The sequence below is a fragment of the Streptomyces sp. NPDC048516 genome (assembly GCF_043199875.1).
GTDB lineage: Bacteria > Actinomycetota > Actinomycetes > Streptomycetales > Streptomycetaceae > Streptomyces.
In genome coordinates, this window is sequence record NZ_JBICWS010000020.1 from 20,238 (window position 1) to 35,412 (window position 15,175).

The 15,175-nt window shown below is 72.9% G+C and carries 15 protein-coding genes; 9 read left to right on the forward strand and 6 right to left on the reverse strand.

What is annotated here, in order from left to right:
- Positions 1-6: 6 nt before the first annotated feature.
- Positions 7-1,233, reverse strand: coding sequence for a winged helix DNA-binding domain-containing protein (locus ACGFR7_RS30585; RefSeq protein ID WP_393325447.1), 1,227 nt, complete (start codon positions 1,231-1,233; stop codon positions 7-9).
- Between the two features lie 112 nt (positions 1,234-1,345).
- A complete protein-coding gene (locus ACGFR7_RS30590; protein ID WP_393325449.1) occupies positions 1,346-1,579 on the reverse strand; it encodes a hypothetical protein in 234 nt (77 codons plus the stop codon).
- A gap of 117 nt (positions 1,580-1,696) precedes the next feature.
- On the opposite strand from ACGFR7_RS30590, the gene ACGFR7_RS30595 reads away from it, so the two are divergent.
- The 4 genes from ACGFR7_RS30595 to ACGFR7_RS30610 all read left to right on the forward strand — a co-directional run bounded on the left by ACGFR7_RS30595 (position 1,697) and on the right by ACGFR7_RS30610 (position 5,828).
- Positions 1,697-2,281, forward strand: coding sequence for a TetR family transcriptional regulator (locus ACGFR7_RS30595; protein WP_393325451.1), 585 nt, complete (start codon positions 1,697-1,699; stop codon positions 2,279-2,281).
- Between the two features lie 369 nt (positions 2,282-2,650).
- On the forward strand, positions 2,651-3,835 hold the full coding sequence (locus tag ACGFR7_RS30600; protein ID WP_393325453.1) for an acyl-CoA dehydrogenase family protein: 1,185 nt from the start codon (positions 2,651-2,653) through the stop codon (positions 3,833-3,835).
- A gap of 8 nt (positions 3,836-3,843) precedes the next feature.
- On the forward strand, positions 3,844-4,842 hold the full coding sequence (locus tag ACGFR7_RS30605) for an acyl-CoA dehydrogenase family protein (protein WP_393325606.1): 999 nt from the start codon (positions 3,844-3,846) through the stop codon (positions 4,840-4,842).
- 500 nt (positions 4,843-5,342) lie between these two features.
- Entirely contained in the window at positions 5,343-5,828 is a 486-nt protein-coding gene (locus ACGFR7_RS30610; protein ID WP_393325455.1) for an ATP-binding protein, read from the forward strand.
- Between the two features lie 350 nt (positions 5,829-6,178).
- On the opposite strand, the gene ACGFR7_RS30615 is transcribed toward ACGFR7_RS30610, so the two are convergent.
- Complete coding sequence (locus ACGFR7_RS30615; RefSeq protein ID WP_393325457.1) at positions 6,179-7,105, reverse strand: cyclase family protein; 927 nt, start codon at positions 7,103-7,105, stop codon at positions 6,179-6,181.
- A 107-nt stretch (positions 7,106-7,212) separates the two neighbouring features.
- On the opposite strand from ACGFR7_RS30615, the gene ACGFR7_RS30620 reads away from it, so the two are divergent.
- The 3 genes from ACGFR7_RS30620 to ACGFR7_RS30630 all read left to right on the forward strand — a co-directional run bounded on the left by ACGFR7_RS30620 (position 7,213) and on the right by ACGFR7_RS30630 (position 10,721).
- Positions 7,213-8,121, forward strand: coding sequence for an SDR family oxidoreductase (locus tag ACGFR7_RS30620; RefSeq protein ID WP_393325459.1), 909 nt, complete (start codon positions 7,213-7,215; stop codon positions 8,119-8,121).
- A 330-nt stretch (positions 8,122-8,451) separates the two neighbouring features.
- Positions 8,452-9,645: an acyl-CoA dehydrogenase family protein gene (locus ACGFR7_RS30625; protein WP_393325460.1), complete on the forward strand. Its 1,194-nt coding sequence runs from the start codon at positions 8,452-8,454 to the stop codon at positions 9,643-9,645.
- Entirely contained in the window at positions 9,642-10,721 is a 1,080-nt protein-coding gene (locus tag ACGFR7_RS30630; RefSeq protein ID WP_393325462.1) for a Zn-dependent alcohol dehydrogenase, read from the forward strand. The genes ACGFR7_RS30625 and ACGFR7_RS30630 overlap by 4 nt, the downstream gene beginning before the upstream one ends.
- A gap of 53 nt (positions 10,722-10,774) precedes the next feature.
- On the opposite strand, the gene ACGFR7_RS30635 is transcribed toward ACGFR7_RS30630, so the two are convergent.
- Together ACGFR7_RS30635 and ACGFR7_RS30640 are read right to left on the reverse strand one after the other, a co-directional pair.
- The gene (locus ACGFR7_RS30635; protein WP_393325464.1) at positions 10,775-11,500 is read right to left on the reverse strand and encodes a dienelactone hydrolase family protein; all 726 of its coding nucleotides are present in this window, start codon (positions 11,498-11,500) and stop codon (positions 10,775-10,777) included.
- 203 nt (positions 11,501-11,703) lie between these two features.
- Positions 11,704-12,318, reverse strand: coding sequence for a flavin reductase family protein (locus ACGFR7_RS30640; RefSeq protein ID WP_393325608.1), 615 nt, complete (start codon positions 12,316-12,318; stop codon positions 11,704-11,706).
- A 308-nt stretch (positions 12,319-12,626) separates the two neighbouring features.
- Here ACGFR7_RS30640 and ACGFR7_RS30645 point away from each other — a divergent pair, with 308 nt between their 5' ends.
- Together ACGFR7_RS30645 and ACGFR7_RS30650 are read left to right on the forward strand one after the other, a co-directional pair.
- Complete coding sequence (locus tag ACGFR7_RS30645; protein ID WP_393325465.1) at positions 12,627-13,223, forward strand: RNA polymerase sigma factor; 597 nt, start codon at positions 12,627-12,629, stop codon at positions 13,221-13,223.
- Between the two features lie 5 nt (positions 13,224-13,228).
- Entirely contained in the window at positions 13,229-13,879 is a 651-nt protein-coding gene (locus ACGFR7_RS30650) for a hypothetical protein (RefSeq protein ID WP_393325467.1), read from the forward strand.
- Between the two features lie 203 nt (positions 13,880-14,082).
- Here the strand turns inward: ACGFR7_RS30650 and ACGFR7_RS30655 are convergent, their stop codons facing one another.
- The gene (locus ACGFR7_RS30655; protein ID WP_393325469.1) at positions 14,083-15,054 is read right to left on the reverse strand and encodes an enoyl-CoA hydratase/isomerase family protein; all 972 of its coding nucleotides are present in this window, start codon (positions 15,052-15,054) and stop codon (positions 14,083-14,085) included.
- Positions 15,055-15,175: the final 121 nt, after the last annotated feature.

The window sequence follows — 15,175 nt, forward strand, 5'->3', positions numbered from 1 at the left end:
CTCCCGTCACCCGCTCAACTCCCGCTCCAGCGGAGTCCGTATGCGCGGGGTGACCCGGACGTCCCCGAGCCAGGCCGCCAGCCGGGCCGCCTCGGCCGTCACCGCCGCGGTGGCTTCGCTGCGTCCCCCGAGCTCTCGGCTTCGCCCGGGCAGGGTGGTGCCCCCACCATCCGTCAGCAGCCGCCAGACGATCTCGCCGTCCGCGCGCTGAGCCCAGCCGCCGATGATCCGGCCGTTCCACCACACCGTCGGCCCGATGTTCCCGTTGCGGTCGAAGAGCTGCGGTACATGGTCCGGGTCGAGGTACCAGTCGCGGTACTTCCAGCCCATCGCGGTGGGGTCGAGGGCCGGCAGCAGGGCGGCCCAGGGTTCGGGTGCGGCGACCGGTGCGAGGTCACCGGGCAGCGCGACGCCACAGATGCCGCCGTCCAGGTCCACCTCGACGGCGCCGACGGCGGCCAGCGCCTGCCGGGTGGCCGTGAGCGTCCAGCCTGTCCACCACTTGAGATCGTCCACGGTCGCCGGGCCGTACGACGCGAGCCAGCGTCCGGCGAGGGCGGCGCGCGCCTCGGGGGCCGGCGGCGCGGGCAGCTCGGCGAACGCGGTGCCAGGCCGCCAGCGGTAGGAACTGCTGGTCCAGCCGCCGCGCGGCCGCCCGCGCCGGATGCGGCCCTCGGCGGCCAGTACCCGCAGGATCCGGCTGGAGACGGCGACCGTGGCCTGGTACGGCTTGCCGGGGGAGTTCACGATGGTGTCGCGCAGGTCGGGCACCTCGGCGGCGAGTTCGGACGCGGTCGCCTCGCCGTGTGCGTTCAGCGCGGCCAGCGTCCGCGCCTCGACCTCGGCCAGCCGCCGTTCGTCCCACCCCGGGGCGCCCTCGGTGAGCCACTTGACCATCCCCGCCCGCTCCCTGGCGGCGATCGTCTTCGCGGTGGACGAGGCGACGACCGGTGCGACCGCGGCGCCGACCGCGAAGAGCGTGCGGCGCATGCACAGCAGCCGGACCAGCGACCCCTCGTCGTACAGCGCGCGCTCCACATCGGCCGGGTCAGGAGCGGTCAGCCGGGCGCAGGCCGCCAGATGGACGGTCGCCGGATCGGTGGCATGCAGCCCCACGACCGCATCCGCCACCTCCTCCGTACGGTCCGCCCGGTACGCGGGCGCGAGCAGGTGCCGCCGCCCGAGGCGGGCACGGCGCGCGGCGGTGTCGATACGGGGTCGCGAGTGACTCATGGGGTGACCGTAGGCGGTGTGGAGGACAGCAGGTGTCCGCATTGCGGGGCTCACGGCGGCCGGGCGCACCCGAAGAGCCGGGCGCACCCGAAGAGGGGGCGGGGTTACGGGGCTACCGAGGGCGGCGGGACAAGGCGGCGTTCGCCTTCATCAGCGCGGGGATGAAGGCGTAGGCGGCGGTGGGGACGACGATCGCGGTGAGGATCAGCGTGCGCAGCAGCAGCGGCAGGTGGGCGGTGGCAGGACCCAGCAGCCCCAGGGCGACGGTGATGGTCGGGTAGACGGCCAGCCAGGTGATCAGCGCACGGCGGTGGACGGACGGGGCGGTGGGCGTGTTCGCGGCCATGGAATCACTCCTGGTCAAGGTGGCTGGATCCCTGATCTCCAACCAGACGGTTGGAGTCTGGCACGCCCCCTCCGAGAAGTCCAACCATTTGGTTGGGGATCGGGGTAGGGTTGCCGCATGGCCTGGGACACCGCACGCACGAAACAGCTCCTGCTGGATGCCGCCGTCGAGGAGTTCGCCGAGTGCGGCGCCGACGGCGCCCGCATTGCCCGCATCGCGACCCGGGCGGGCGTCAACAAGGAGCGGATCTACCAGTACTTCGGCAGCAAGGAGAAGCTGTTCGCCGCGGTCCTCGCATCAGAGCTGGAAAAGATCGCCGCGGCTGTTCCCCTCACCGCGGGCCAGGCCGGTGACCTGGGCGACTATGCGGGCCGGGTCTTCGACTACCACCGCCGGCACCCGCATTTCGTACGCCTGCTGGCCTGGGAGGGGCTGCAGTGTTCCGACCGGATCGCCGCCGAGAGCGAACGCACGGACCACTACGCCGAGAAGATCGCTGCCGTCGCCCGCGCCCAGCAGGACGGCAAGCTCACCGGCGCCGTCGAGGCGGGCCAGCTGGTGCACGCGGTCATCGCCCTCGCGGCCTCCTGGTTCACCCTGCCCCAGCTCACCCACATGCTCCTGCCCGCCGGCACCGATGCCGCCCCGGACGGTCAACGCCAGGCCCTGGTCACCCTCGTCCGCCATCTCACGCGGTCATGACCCGCCTCGGCCGGGAGTGCGGCGGGCGCGCCGGGCGGCCAGGTCCCGGAGCGTGGTGTGGGCCATCAGTCCTTCCCGGAAGGGGGTGCGGTGTCGGCCGTGCGCCCCGTCTCCGTCATTGCTGACGCTGCGTCAGGTCCCGTACGGAGAGTGGAGGTCGACGCCTTGCCGGTCCGGCGGCGGCGGGGCTAGCCTTTTCTGACGATCCATCAGAATCTCGGGTGAGGGGACCACGATGGGGAACGTGATGGAGCCGCCGCGGGGCGGGGTGCGCGAGCCGGTTCCCGAACCACCCGCCGCCTGTGCTCTCCCCGGCGGCGATCCGCCCGGCCGGCGGCCCCTCTGCCGCCTCTTCCACGGGTAGCCCCCATGGACCTCACGTACTCACCGGAAGAGGAAGACTTCCGGGCCAGGCTGCGCGCCTGGCTCGGCGAGGTGCTGCCGCGGCTCCCCGCGAAGCCCGCCGCGACCGACTGGCCGGGACGGCGGGCGTATGACACGGCCTGGCAGCGGATGCTGTACGACGCCGGATACGCGGGCCTGCACTGGCCGCGGGACGCCGGCGGGCAGGGTGCCACCCCCACCGAGCACCTGATCTTCCTGGAGGAGACCGAGCGTGCCGGGGCGCCCTACGTCGGCGCGAACTTCGTCGGGCTGCTGCACGCGGGGCCGACCCTCGCCGTCGAGGGCAGCGCCGCACAACGCGCCCGCTGGCTGCCGCCGATCCTGCGCGGCGACGAGATCTGGTGCCAGGGCTTCAGTGAACCGGACGCCGGCTCCGACCTCGCCGCGCTGCGGACCAGGGCCGTGCGCGACGGGGACAGCTACGTCGTCAGCGGCGCCAAGATCTGGACTTCGCACGCCGAGGTCGCCGACTGGTGCGAACTCCTCGTCCGCACCGACCCGGCCGCGCCCCGGCACCGCGGCATCAGCTGGCTGGCGATGCCCATGGACGCACCGGGCGTGACGGTCCGGCCGCTGCGCACCCTGGCCGGCTCGACGGAGTTCGCCGAGATGTTCCTCGACGAGGTGCGGGTGCCGGTCGGCAACCGCGTCGGCGCGGAGAACGACGGCTGGCGGGTGACGATGGTGACGCTGTCCTTCGAGCGCGGCACCGCCTTCGTCGGCGAGGTGGTGGCCTGCCGCCGGGTGCTCGGCGCGCTGGCCCGGGCCGCGCGCGCCAACGGCCGCTGGGACGACGCGGTGCTGCGCCGCAGGCTGGGCCGGCTGCATGCGGAGTTCGCCGCGCTGTGGCGGTTGATCCAGTGGAATGTCAGCGAGGCGGCGGGGGGCCCGCCGGGCGGCGGGCGGCGGGGGAGCGGCGGTGGTGTGCCGGGGGTCGGCGGTTCGGTCTTCAAGCTCCGCTATTCGCACGTCCGCCAGGAGCTGTACGACGCGGCGGCGGAGGTGCTCGGGGCCGGCGCGCTGGACGCGGACCACGAGTGGGCCGGGGACCGGCTGTCGTCCCTCTCCTACACCATCGCGGCCGGTACCTCGCAGATCCAGCAGAACATCGTCGCCGAGCGGATCCTCGGCCTGCCGAAGGGGCGGTGACCGGGCCGGTGGATTTCCAACTCACCGCGGACCAACGGGCGTTGCGGGACGGTACCCGTGCGCTGCTGGCCGGACGCTTCGGCCGGGAACGGCTGCGGGCCGCGGTGGAAGAACCGGCGCTGGACCGTGCGCTGTGGCGCGAGTTGGGCGAGGCCGGGTTCTTCGCGCTGCGGCTGCCGGAGGCGGCCGGCGGAGTGGGGCTCGGACTGCCGGAGGCGGTGCTGGTCTTCGAGGAGGCCGGGCGGGCGCTGCTGCCGGGGCCGCTGGTGGCGTGCCAGCTGCTGGCCGGGACGGTGGACGGTGTCGCGGCCGGCGAGAAGATCGTCGGGCTGTGCGAGGCGGAGCGGGAGCCGGTGCTGTGGGAACACCCGGCGGAGTGCGATGAGTTGATCTTGGTGGAGGAGGGCGCGGGGCACGGGGATGGCGGGCCTGGGGGCGGACTCAGGGGCGCATACGGGCGCACGGGGGGCGCCTACTGGAGCGCGCAGGACCGGGTGGTCTGCGCCCCGTTCGCCTCCATCGATCCCCTCACTCCGCTCGCCCGCGTCATGGACCTGCCGCGCACCGCGCCTCTGGCCCTGGACGTCCCCCGGCTCCGCCGCGAGGCGGCGCTGCTCACCGCCGCACAGCAACTGGGAAGCGCGGCCCGCACGGTCGAGATGGCGGTGGGCCACGCCCGCGAGCGCGAACAGTTCGGTGTGCCCATCGGCTCGTTCCAGGCGGTCAAGCATCTGTGCGCGCAGATGCTGGTACGGGCGGAAATCGCCCGAAGTGCGGTATATGCGGCGTCACTCACGGAGTGTGTCCTCGATGTCACGGCCGCGAAGCTGTTGGCTGACGAGGCCGCGGTGGGTAACGCACGGGACTGCCTGCAGGTCCACGGCGGAATGGGCTTCACCTGGGAGGCCGATGTGCATCTGCACCTCAAGCGGGCCTGGTTGCGGGCCGAGCACTGGGGAGTGGCGCGCGAGGCGGAAGAACTGCTGGCGGCGGGCTTGATCGCCTGACGGCGGCGGCGCGAGGGTCGTGGTGGTGCGGGGTGGTACGCGGGTGTGTGTGGCGGCGCGTGACGCCGTGCGGTGCCAGGTCCTGGCGATGCGTATGCGATATGTCGGGCTCGCCATGCGGAAATGGTCACGGAGGGTCGATATCGGGTTGTGTCCTAGGCGTGACTCGTCACAGGGGGGAGTCGGCGTTCCGCTCGGGTACCCTCCGTGGGGTGCGAGTGGTTCTGTGGCGCAACGGGCCCGGTGTCGTCGGAAAGACGGCTCCGGGGTACGGACTGCGCGCCGCTCGCCCTTGGGCAGGGCCCGATCGCCCCCCTTGTTCGACTCCCCGCAAAGTGCGTCGCACAGTATGCAGGATGCATACTCCCTTGCGCTGGAATATGCCCGAAGCGCTTGTTGGGGTGACTCAACGTCAACCATGCTGTGCTCCACCGGGGTCACGCACCGTGACTCCGTGGAGGCGCGAGGCGATGTTTCCGCCGGTTCGGATGGTGTGAGCGGTGCAGGTGCTTCAGGTTCAGTTGGATGTACGGCCCGACCCCGCGGAGGTGGGGAGGGCCCGGCGATGGGCCAGGTCGCGGCTCGTGGGTTCCGGTATAGGGGCCGATGAGCCACTTGCGGAGACGCTGGTCCTTTTGATTTCCGAGCTCGTCACCAACGCCGTGGTGCACACCGGCGCGGCGGCCGAGCTGCGGATGTGCTTCTCCGGCTCGGGCGCCGTGGTCGGGACCGTCCGGGTCGAAGTGGTGGACGCCAGCGCCCGCCCGCCACGCCAGCGGCACGCCGACGGCGACGACACCAACGGCCGCGGCCTGGAACTGGTCGACGGCCTGGCCGACCGCTGGGGGTGGCAGCAGGATGGCGGCGGCAAGCGGATCTGGTGCGAGGTGGACCGCGGCCAGCCTCTGCTGCTGGCGTCAGGGTCCGATCTGGGGGCTTACGAACACTCTCGCGCGACGCCACGCGCCGTGACGCATCAGGCCTGATCCGCTCCGGGCGGTAACGAAAGCAGTCCAGACCAGGTGTTGACGTGGCGTGGCCAGTTGATCACCCTTGGGTGAAGCGATGCGCCGCGAGGGGACGCCGAGGTTGTGGGGGGCCGGTCATGTGGCCCGGGTCTTGGCGAGTGCGGATCGCGGCCTGGTAGGGCCCCCGTGGCAGCGGGGATGGGTGGCGGTCCGCGGTGCCGTGCTCGGGGCGCGCACGCGCGCATCGCCACCTGGCCGGCCGGGCGCCGTCGGGCCGTCGGCCGTCAGAGTCGGCGGCCCGGCGCGACCCGGCCCGGGCAGGTGGCCGAGGGTTGCCGCGGCCCGGCCGGGGACCGTCAACGGCCCGGTCAGAGGATCGCCACGGGTGCGACCGGCGCCCCGGAGCCTCCGACGAACGGTTCGGCCACCGCGGACAGCAGGAACGTCCAGCGTCCCGCCTGCGCGCAAGCCGTCGCCAGCTCCTCCAGATTCCAGTTCTGGCCCTGCGGCATGCCCATCTCGACGAGATCGAGCGCGTGCACCGGCATCCACAGGTTCTCGATCTCCGGCGGGAAGATCTCGAAGGTCAGGGTGTCGTTGGCGACCGCCGCGACATCGCGTGCGTGGAACCACTCCGGGGTGCGCAGCGACAGGCCGGGTGACGGGAACGCGTAGGCCTGGCGGTCGCCGGCGAGGTAGTGCCGCAGCTGCCCGGTCCGTACGAGGACGATATCGCCGGCCCGTACCGCCGTCCTGGCCCGTTCTTCGGCGGCGTCCAGGTCCTCCGGCGTGATGGCGTAACCGCCCGGCAGTTGCTCGGTGCGGTGGGCGCGGGCCACGTCCAGGAGGACCCCGCGGGAGACGAGGGGGGTGGCCTTCTCCACGCCGAGGCAGGTGGCGCCGTGGTGGGCGGTGACCGAGTCGGCGGGGCGGTTGTTGTAGAGCCGGCCGGAGTGGGAGACGTGGGCGAGGCCGTCCCAGTGGGTGGCGGCCTGGAGGCCCATCGTGACCACGTCGTCCGTCGTCGCGACCGTGCCGGGACCGAAGATCTCCTGGTTGATGGCGGTCATGGTGTGCAGCGGGTTGACCCGGCCGGGGATCACGCCGGTCTGTACGCCGTCCTGCCGGAGCGGGAGGGCGAGCGGGATGCGGCGGCCGCTGCGGACGCAGCCGGCGGCCTCCCGTACGACCCGTTCGGTGATCAGGTTGAGGGTCCCGATCTCGTCGTCCGGGCCCCAGCGTCCCCAGTTGTTCACGCGTCCGGCGATGTCATGGAACTCCTGCGGCAGGGGCACGGGCCCTCCTCGGGATGGCTGGGTTCGGTAGCCCCGGGGTCTTGTGTTCGTCCGGTGTCTGCTCAAAAATCTAACGGTCCGTCAGAAACTGCGGGAAGGGTCACGGCATGGGGAACTTCTTGGCCGGCAAAGTGATCGCCGTAACGGGGGCGGGCCGCGGTATCGGCCGGGCGGTGGCTCTCGCCTGCGCGGACCAGGGCGCCAAGGTGATCGTCAACGACTACGGGGTCGCCGTCGACGGCGCCGGACCCAGCAGCGAGGTCGCCGAATCGGTGGTGAAGGAGATCGAGGCGGCCGGGGGCCTGGCGGTCGCGGTGGCCGACGATGTGTCCACCATGGCCGGCGGGCAGCGGATCGTGGACACCGCGCTGGCGCAGTACGGACGGATCGACGGTGTGGTGTGCGTGGCCGGGATCCTGCGGGAACGGATGCTCTTCAACATGTCCGAGGAGGAGTGGGACCCGGTGGTCGCCACCCACCTGAAGGGGACGTTCACGGTCTTCCGGGCGGCGTCGGCCATCATGCGCCGGCAAGGTACGGGCACCCTGGTGGGCTTCACCAGCGGGAATCACCAGGGCTCGGTGTCCCAGGCCAACTATGCGTCCGCGAAGGGCGGGATCATCTCGCTGGTGCGGAGCGCCGCGCTGGGCCTGCACAAGTACGGAGTGACGGCCAACGCCGTGGCGCCCGTGGCGCGGACGCGGATGTCGGCGAGCGTGCCGGTGGAGCTGACGGAGATCGGCGAACCGGAGGACGTGGCGGCGCTGGTCGTCTATCTGCTGAGTGACCAGGCCAGGGAGGTCACCGGGCAGGTGTACACGGTTGCCGGGCCCAAGATCGCGGTGTGGGCCCAGCCGAGGGAGCTCCGCTCCGTGTACGCCGACGGGGGCGGCTGGACGCCGGAGCGGGTGGCGGAGGTGCTGCCGGGGTCGGTCGGGTCCGATCCCATGCCGATGTTGGCGCAGCTTTCGGAGATGGCGAGGGCTGCGGGGGCGAAGGCGCGGCCCAACGCGTAGGGGCTTTCCGGCGTTCTCGGCTTTCCCGCCGTGGGGGCTTCTCGCCGTTGCTCCCCCACTGCCTGAAGGGCGTGGGAGGTACCTCCAGCGGCGGGCCGGTCCGCTGCGCTTTGCCTCGGGGCGCTTTTGGCTTTCCCGCCGTGGGGGTTTGCCGCTGTTGCGCCTGCGGCGGGCCGGGTCCGCTGCGCGGGGCTGTGGGTGCGGTGACGGGCCTGCGGGGCCTGGTGCGTGGACTGCTGCGCTTTACGTCCACACACCAGGCCCCTCCGGCCCGTCCCCTCCCGTGGGTGAGGAAGTGAACGTGGGTGGGGGCGGGCGTGGGAGGTCTTCGTGGACTTTGGGTTCGGGAGTGGGGACGAGGGGTTTCGGGCGGAGGCTCGTGACTGGCTTGCGGGGCATCTTGTGGGTGTATACGCCTCGTTGGCGGGGCGTGGGGGCCCGGGGAGCGAGCACGAGGGCGCCGAGGAACGGCGGGCGTGGGAGCGGGAGCTGGGGGCCGATGGGTGGATCGGGCTCGGGTGGGAGGGCGGGGAGGGGGCGTACGGGAACCGTACGGCGAGCCTGACCCAGCAGGTGGTGTGGGCCGAGGAGTATGCGCGGGCCAGGGCGCCGGGGCGGGTGGGGCACATCGGGGAGAACCTGCTGGCGCCGACGCTGCTCGCCTACGGGGACGAGGCGCAGCGGCGGCGGTTTCTGCCGGCCATCGCCCGGGGTGAGGAGCTGTGGTGCCAGGGCTACAGCGAGCCGGACGCGGGGTCGGATCTGGCGGGGCTGCGGACGGTGGCGGTCCGGGAGGGTGCCGGCTATCGCGTCAGCGGGCAGAAGATCTGGACGTCACTGGCGGGCGAGGCCGACTGGTGCTTTGTGCTGGCGCGGACGGATCCGGCCGAGCGGCGCCATCGCGGGCTCTCGTTCCTGCTGGTGGCGATGGATCAGCCGGGGCGCATCGAGGTGCGGCCGATCCGGCAGATGTCGGGGACGGCGGAGTTCAACGAGGTGTTCTTCGACGGTGCGGTGGCCGCGCATGTGGTGGGCGGGGAGGGTGCGGGCTGGCGGGTGGCCATGGGGCTGCTCGCGCGGGAGCGCGGGGTGTCCACCCTCGTCCAGCAGATCGGGTTCGCGGCGGAGCTGGCCGAGGTCGTCGGGGAGGCGGTGCGCTGCGGTGCGCTGCGGGACCCGGTCCTGCGTGACCAACTCGTCGGCCAGTGGGCCGAGTTGAAGGTCATGCGGTGGAACGCGCTGCGCACGCTGGGAGCGGCCGGGGACGCCGGTGCACCGAGTGTGGCGAAGCTGCTGTGGGGTGGCTGGCACCAGCGGCTCGGGGAGCTGGCGATGCGGGTGCGCGGGGCCGCCGCGGCGCTGGGCCCCGCCGACTGGGCCGCGCAGGCGCCGTACGAACTCGACGCGTTGCAGCGGCTGTTCCTGTTCACCCGGGCCGACACCCTTTACGGCGGCTCGGACGAGATCCAGCGCAACATCATCGCCGAGCGGGTGCTCGGCCTGCCCAGAGTGGAGCGGATATGAGGGGCGTCATCTTCGACGGCGAACAGCCCCGGGTCGTGGACGATCTGGAGGTGCGCGATCCGGGCCCGGGCGAGGTGCTGGTCGGTATCCGGGCCGCGGGGTTGTGCCACAGCGATCTGTCGGTGGTCGACGGGACGATTCCGTTCCCGGTGCCGGTGGTGCTGGGGCACGAGGGGGCGGGGGTGGTCGAGGCCGTGGGCGCGGGCGTCGGCCATGTGGTGCCCGGCGATCACGTCGCGCTGTCGACGCTGGCCAACTGCGGGGCGTGCGCGGAGTGCGACCGGGGGCGGCCGACGATGTGCCGGAAGGCGATCGGGATGCCGCAGAAGCCGTTCCGCCGGGGCGATACCGAGCTGTTCAGCTTCGCGTCGAACTCGGCGTTCGCGGAACGTACGGTCGTCAAGGCGGTGCAGGCGGTGAAGATCGCCGAGGATATTCCGCTGGCGTCGGCCGCGCTGATCGGGTGCGGGGTGCTGACCGGGGTCGGGGCGGTGCTCAATCGGGCGAGGGTGGACCGGGGGGACTCGGTCGTGGTGATCGGGGCGGGCGGTATCGGCCTCAATGTGCTCCAGGGGGCACGGATCGCCGGGGCGTCGGTGATCGTGGCGGTGGACGCCAACCCGGCGAAGGAGACGGTGGCGCGGCAGTTCGGGGCGACCCACTTCATCGACGCGTCGGCGGTGGCGGACGGCGTCAAGGCGGTGAAGGAGATCCTGCCGACCGGCGCCGACCATGCCTTCGAGTGCGTGGGCAGCACCCGGCTGATCCGGCAGGCCGTCGACCTGCTCGACCGGCACGGCCAGGCGGTGCTGCTCGGGGTGCCGCCGGCCACCGCGGAGGCCTCGTTCCGGGTGTCGTCGATGTATCTGGACAAGTCGATCCTGGGCTGCCGTTACGGGTCGGCCCGCCCGCAGCGGGACATCGCGCTCTACGCCCGGCTCTACCGTGAAGGGCGGCTGCTGCTCGACGAGTTGGTGACGAAGACCTACCCGGTGGAGGACTTCGCGAAGGCGGCGGACGATGCCCACCACGGGCGGGTGGCGCGGGCGGTGCTGACCTTCGAAGAGGAGCGCTGACCGGTCCGAGGACGACAACGGCGGGCAGGAATGAGCGTCAGGAGCCGACCGGATCACTCCGTTACGGGCAGGCACTCGGCGAGCAGGTCGACGATGTCGCGCCAGGCTCGCTGCGCGTGCCGTCGGTGGTAGCCGACGCCGGGGCGCACGGGGTGGTCGACCGGTGGGTGGTGGAAGGCGTGCAGGGCTCCGCCGTAGACCGTGAGGCGCCAGTCGACGCCCGCGGCCTGCATCTCGGCGGTGAACGCGTCCCGCTGCGCGGGTGGCATGATCGGGTCTTCCGACCCGACCCCGGCCCACACCGGGCAGCGTATGCGTGCCGCCTCGCCGGGCCGGCCCGTGGTCAGTGCGTTGACCGTCCCGATCGCGCGCAGGTCGGTGCCGTGGCGCCCGAGTTCCAGCGCGATGGCACCCCCGGTTCCGTAGCCGATGGCGGCGATCCGGTCGGGGTCGGTCCGCGGTTCGGCACGCAACACGTCGAGCGCCGCGTGGCCGATGCCCCGCATCCGGTCGGGGTCGGCGAGCAGCGGCATGCAACGGGCCAGCATCTCCTCGGGGTCGCCCAGATAGCGCCCGCCGTGGAGGTCAAAGGCCAGTGCCACGTATCCCAGCTCGGCCAGGGCATCGGCCCGGCGGCGCTCGACGTCGCTGAGCCCCGTCCCCTCGGGCCCGATCAGGACCGCGGGCCGGCGGTCGACACCGGTGGGGAGTGCGAGGTGTCCGGTCATCGTGAGGGCGTCTGCCGGGTAGGCGACCGTGCGCGTGGTGATCGTCGTCATGAGGCCGGACTGTAGTGACCGTCCGGCCCGGCCGGGCCGGTGTTCACTGCCGGCAAACGGTGGACCGTCCCGGCTGCACCACCCGGGCACGGGCCGCCGCCGCGCCGATCAGCTCCGCGAGCCGTTGCGGAGCAGGGGACCCCGCGTAGCCGCCGCGCGCCCGGTGCTTCCGGTGCTTCCGTGCGCCGCGGGGCCGGCCGTGCTCACTCGCCCAGCTGCCCGAAGGTGCCCCGGTGGAAGAGGAGCGGGCCGGCCTCGGCGGCGGCCGGATCCGTGCCGAGGGCGTCGACCCGGCCGACCACGATCAGATGGTCGCCGCCGGTGTGCACGGCCTGGACCGTGCAGTCGATCCAGGCGGGAACGTCCGCCAGCCGGGGCGAGCCGGTCGCGGGGGCGGCCCCGTAGCGGACCCCGGCGAACTTGTCGCCGCCGCTGACCGCGAACCCCCGGCAGAGCTCGCCCTGTCCGGCGCCGAGGATGTTGACGCAGAACACCCCGGCACGGGCGATCCGCGGCCAGGTGGCCGACGTACGCGCCACCATGAACACCACCAGCGGCGGGTCGAGCGAGAGCGAGGTGAAGGACTGGCAGGCGAAACCGGCCGGTTCCGGCTCCCCGGGGGAGGTGATGACCGTGACGCCGCTGGCGAAGTGGCCCAGGACGAAGCGGAATGCGGCCGGATCCAACGGAGCACGCTCGTCGTCGCGTACGGCCCGCAGCGCGGGGCGCGGGCGTGGCCCGGCGGGTGGGGTGGCGGGTGCGGCGGCCGTGGTGGGCGCGCCGACAGAACGCAGGTACCGCACGGCCGTGGCCGCCATTGCAGCGTGTCCCATCATGCTTCCATTGAATCTGATGGCTCGTCAGATGGAAAGGTGCGCGGGCGCCGGGCGCGGAGCGCCGGCCGCGCGGGTGCCGGCCGCGCGGAGCGTCGGTCGCGCGGAGCGTCGGTCGCGGAGCGCCGGCCACGGGTGTCGGCCACCCACACGTGTGGTTTGCCGGGAGATCGGGGGCGATCTCGGGGGATTCGCGGGAGATTGAGGAGCAGATTCCTGATTGCGTGTCGATCGCACGGGTAGCGTCCATCTGGGCCGCGTCCGTAGCCGAACACGGGGGAGAGTTCCGGTACATGGCCGATGCGACACCGTCGTCAGCTTCGTCTGCCGCGTCACCACCCAGCTTCGATGAGGTCTTCTGCGGGCTGTTGCCCCGGCTCTACCGACGGGCGGTGATGCTGGCCGGATCGAGACAGTCCGCGGAGGATGTGGTGCATGAGGCGTATCTCAAACTCGCCGCCCGTCCTCAGCGCTTCCTCGCCCATCCTGAGCCGTACGCCTACGCCTTCACCGCCGTACTCAACGTCGCCCGGGACGCCTACCGCAAGGACCGGCGCCAGGTGCTGGTCGACGAGATGGACGGGGTCGAGGAATCCGGTGCGGGCGGGGTGGGCGGTGGCGTCGGTGCGGGGGCCGGCGGGGTGCCCGGCGGCTGGGACGGCGGGGTGGAGCGGCGGCAGGCCGAGATCGAAGCGGTGCGGCTGCTGGGGAAGCTGTCGCACCGGCAGGCCGGCATCGTCATCCTCGTCGATCTCGACGGCTACACCATCGACCAGGCCGCGAAGATCATGAAGGTGCATCGTGGTACTGCCGCCCGCCATCGCGCCCGTGCGCTGGACAGGCTGCGCGCCTACCTCGTTGCCTCGGAGCACGGGCAGGCGGGGAGGTGAGCGGCGTGGTGGGAGTCGGACCACGGTACGACGGCGGTGCGGGATCGGCGGGCGGCGGCCGGGACTTCGGCGGCGGCCGGGGTGACGGGGCCGGGGACGATGCCGAGGCGCTGCTGCGGGCACGGCTCCGGCTCGCGGACGAACAGATCGAGACACCGCCCGGCCTGTGGGACCGCATCAGGGAATCCGGCGCCCCGGCGCCCGCCGTGGTCGCACTGCCCCGGAGGCGGCCGTACGCGGTCGCGCTCGTGGTGGCGGCGGCGGTGGCCGTGGTGGCGCTGGGGGTGTGGTGGCTGGTGCGTCCCGGGCCCGTCACGCTCCAGCCTGCCGGCCCGACCCCGACGGTGAAGGTCACGGTCTACAACAGCGAACAGGCCTGCCGTACGGGCCGCTCCCTGGAGTGCGCCTTACGGCTGGCCAGGGACCCGCGCGCCGAGTACGCCGCGCGCGGAAACTCCGCCGGCCGGGTCTGGCACGGCGACGACCTGGCCGCGCACTGTGTGGTGACCGACGGCCGGATGGTCCGCGACGAAGCGGGCGTCACCTCCACCCGCTGGTATCTGGTCACCAGCGGGCAGGGGGTGCGGGGATGGCTGCCGGGGGTGCGGACACGGAACACCCGTGAGGTGCGGGAGTGTCCGGCGGGGCAGAAGTAGGTGGGGTTGCATCCGGCGCGGCCGGGCTCGTGGCTCGCGCCGGGCTCGGGGCTACGGTCCCTGGGCGGCGGGCCCGGGATGCCCCGCCCTGGCGCGTCGGGCTCGGCTCTCCCGGCGGGTCCGGCTCTCCCGGCGGGTCAGGCTCGGGTGTTCAGGCCCGGCGCGCCCGGCTGGGGCTTCGGCCTTGGCGCGTCCGGGACGGGTCACCGTCCCCGGTAGGCCGGGGTGCGTCGCTGCACGAAGGAGACGACCCCCTCCTGTGCGTCCGCCGTCGTCATATTGATCTCCTGGGCAGTGGCCTCGGCGGCGAAGGCCGTGGCGCGGTCGGCGTCCAGTGAGGCATTGACCAGCTGTTTGGTCAGGGCCAGCGCCCGGGTCGGGCCGGCCGCCAGCCGCTCGGCCCACCCCCGGGCGGTCTTCGCCAGCTCGCTGTCCGGGACCACGCGGTTGACCAGTCCCAGCCGCGCCGCCTCGGCTGCCGGCACGGCGTCGCCGAAGAACATCAGCTCCTTGGCACGCTGCGGGCCGATCAGCCGGGGCAGCAGGTAGGCGCCGCCGCCGTCCGGGACCAGGCCGCGCCGAACGAACACCTCGATGAACGAAGCCGATTCGGCGGCCAGCACCAGATCGCAGGCGAGCGCGAGATGGGCGCCGAGCCCGGCCGCGGTGCCGTTGACGGCGGCGATGACCGGCTTCTCGCAGTCCAGCACCGCCGTGATGAGCCGCTGGGCGCCGTCGCGGATCATCCGGGCGACATCGCCGGCGACCCGTTCACCCGACGACGGCGATCCGCGGAGATCGGCGCCCGCGCAGAACCCCCGCCCGGTCGCGGTGAGGACCACGGCCCGTACGTCCGGGTCGGCGGAGGCCTCGGCAAGCAGCCCGATGAGGCGTTCGCGCTGCTCGCGGGTGATGGCGTTCATCGCCTCCGGCCGGTTGAGGGTGATCCACGAGACGCCGTTGTCAGTGGCGTGCAGTATCAATGAATCGACGGGGTCAGGTCGGTCGGAGAGATCCGCGTGGTCGGAAGGATCCGCGTGGTGGGGGGGATCCGCGTGGTCGGGGGGATCGGCAGGGGCGGTGCCGTCGTCGGGCCGGCCGGGCCCGGCGGGGGCGACGGGGCCTGCGGGACCGGCGGCGGGGGGAACGGAAGCGGGGGACGGTGAGGGCGTCATGGGGGAACGGCTCCCAACGGTGTGGTCATGGTGTGGACGGCGGGCCGCGGCGTGGCGGGTGCGTTTGCGGGTGGAGCGGCGGTGGCAGTGGCCGTTACGGCTGCGCCCGCGCCCGCGCCTG

What these genes read in the sequence shown, in the direction of transcription:
- ACGFR7_RS30585 (WP_393325447.1), bottom strand. Translation starts at nt 1,233, where the DNA reads ATGAGTCACTCGCGACCCCGTATCGACACCGCCGCGCGCCGTGCCCGC.
- ACGFR7_RS30640 (WP_393325608.1), bottom strand. Translation starts at nt 12,318, where the DNA reads ATGGCGGCCACGGCCGTGCGGTACCTGCGTTCTGTCGGCGCGCCCACC.
- ACGFR7_RS30620 (WP_393325459.1), top strand. Translation starts at nt 7,213, where the DNA reads ATGGGGAACTTCTTGGCCGGCAAAGTGATCGCCGTAACGGGGGCGGGC.
- ACGFR7_RS30590 (WP_393325449.1), bottom strand. Translation starts at nt 1,579, where the DNA reads ATGGCCGCGAACACGCCCACCGCCCCGTCCGTCCACCGCCGTGCGCTG.
- ACGFR7_RS30630 (WP_393325462.1), top strand. Translation starts at nt 9,642, where the DNA reads ATGAGGGGCGTCATCTTCGACGGCGAACAGCCCCGGGTCGTGGACGAT.
- ACGFR7_RS30655 (WP_393325469.1), bottom strand. Translation starts at nt 15,054, where the DNA reads ATGACGCCCTCACCGTCCCCCGCTTCCGTTCCCCCCGCCGCCGGTCCC.
- ACGFR7_RS30645 (WP_393325465.1), top strand. Translation starts at nt 12,627, where the DNA reads ATGGCCGATGCGACACCGTCGTCAGCTTCGTCTGCCGCGTCACCACCC.
- ACGFR7_RS30635 (WP_393325464.1), bottom strand. Translation starts at nt 11,500, where the DNA reads ATGACGACGATCACCACGCGCACGGTCGCCTACCCGGCAGACGCCCTC.
- ACGFR7_RS30600 (WP_393325453.1), top strand. Translation starts at nt 2,651, where the DNA reads ATGGACCTCACGTACTCACCGGAAGAGGAAGACTTCCGGGCCAGGCTG.
- ACGFR7_RS30595 (WP_393325451.1), top strand. Translation starts at nt 1,697, where the DNA reads ATGGCCTGGGACACCGCACGCACGAAACAGCTCCTGCTGGATGCCGCC.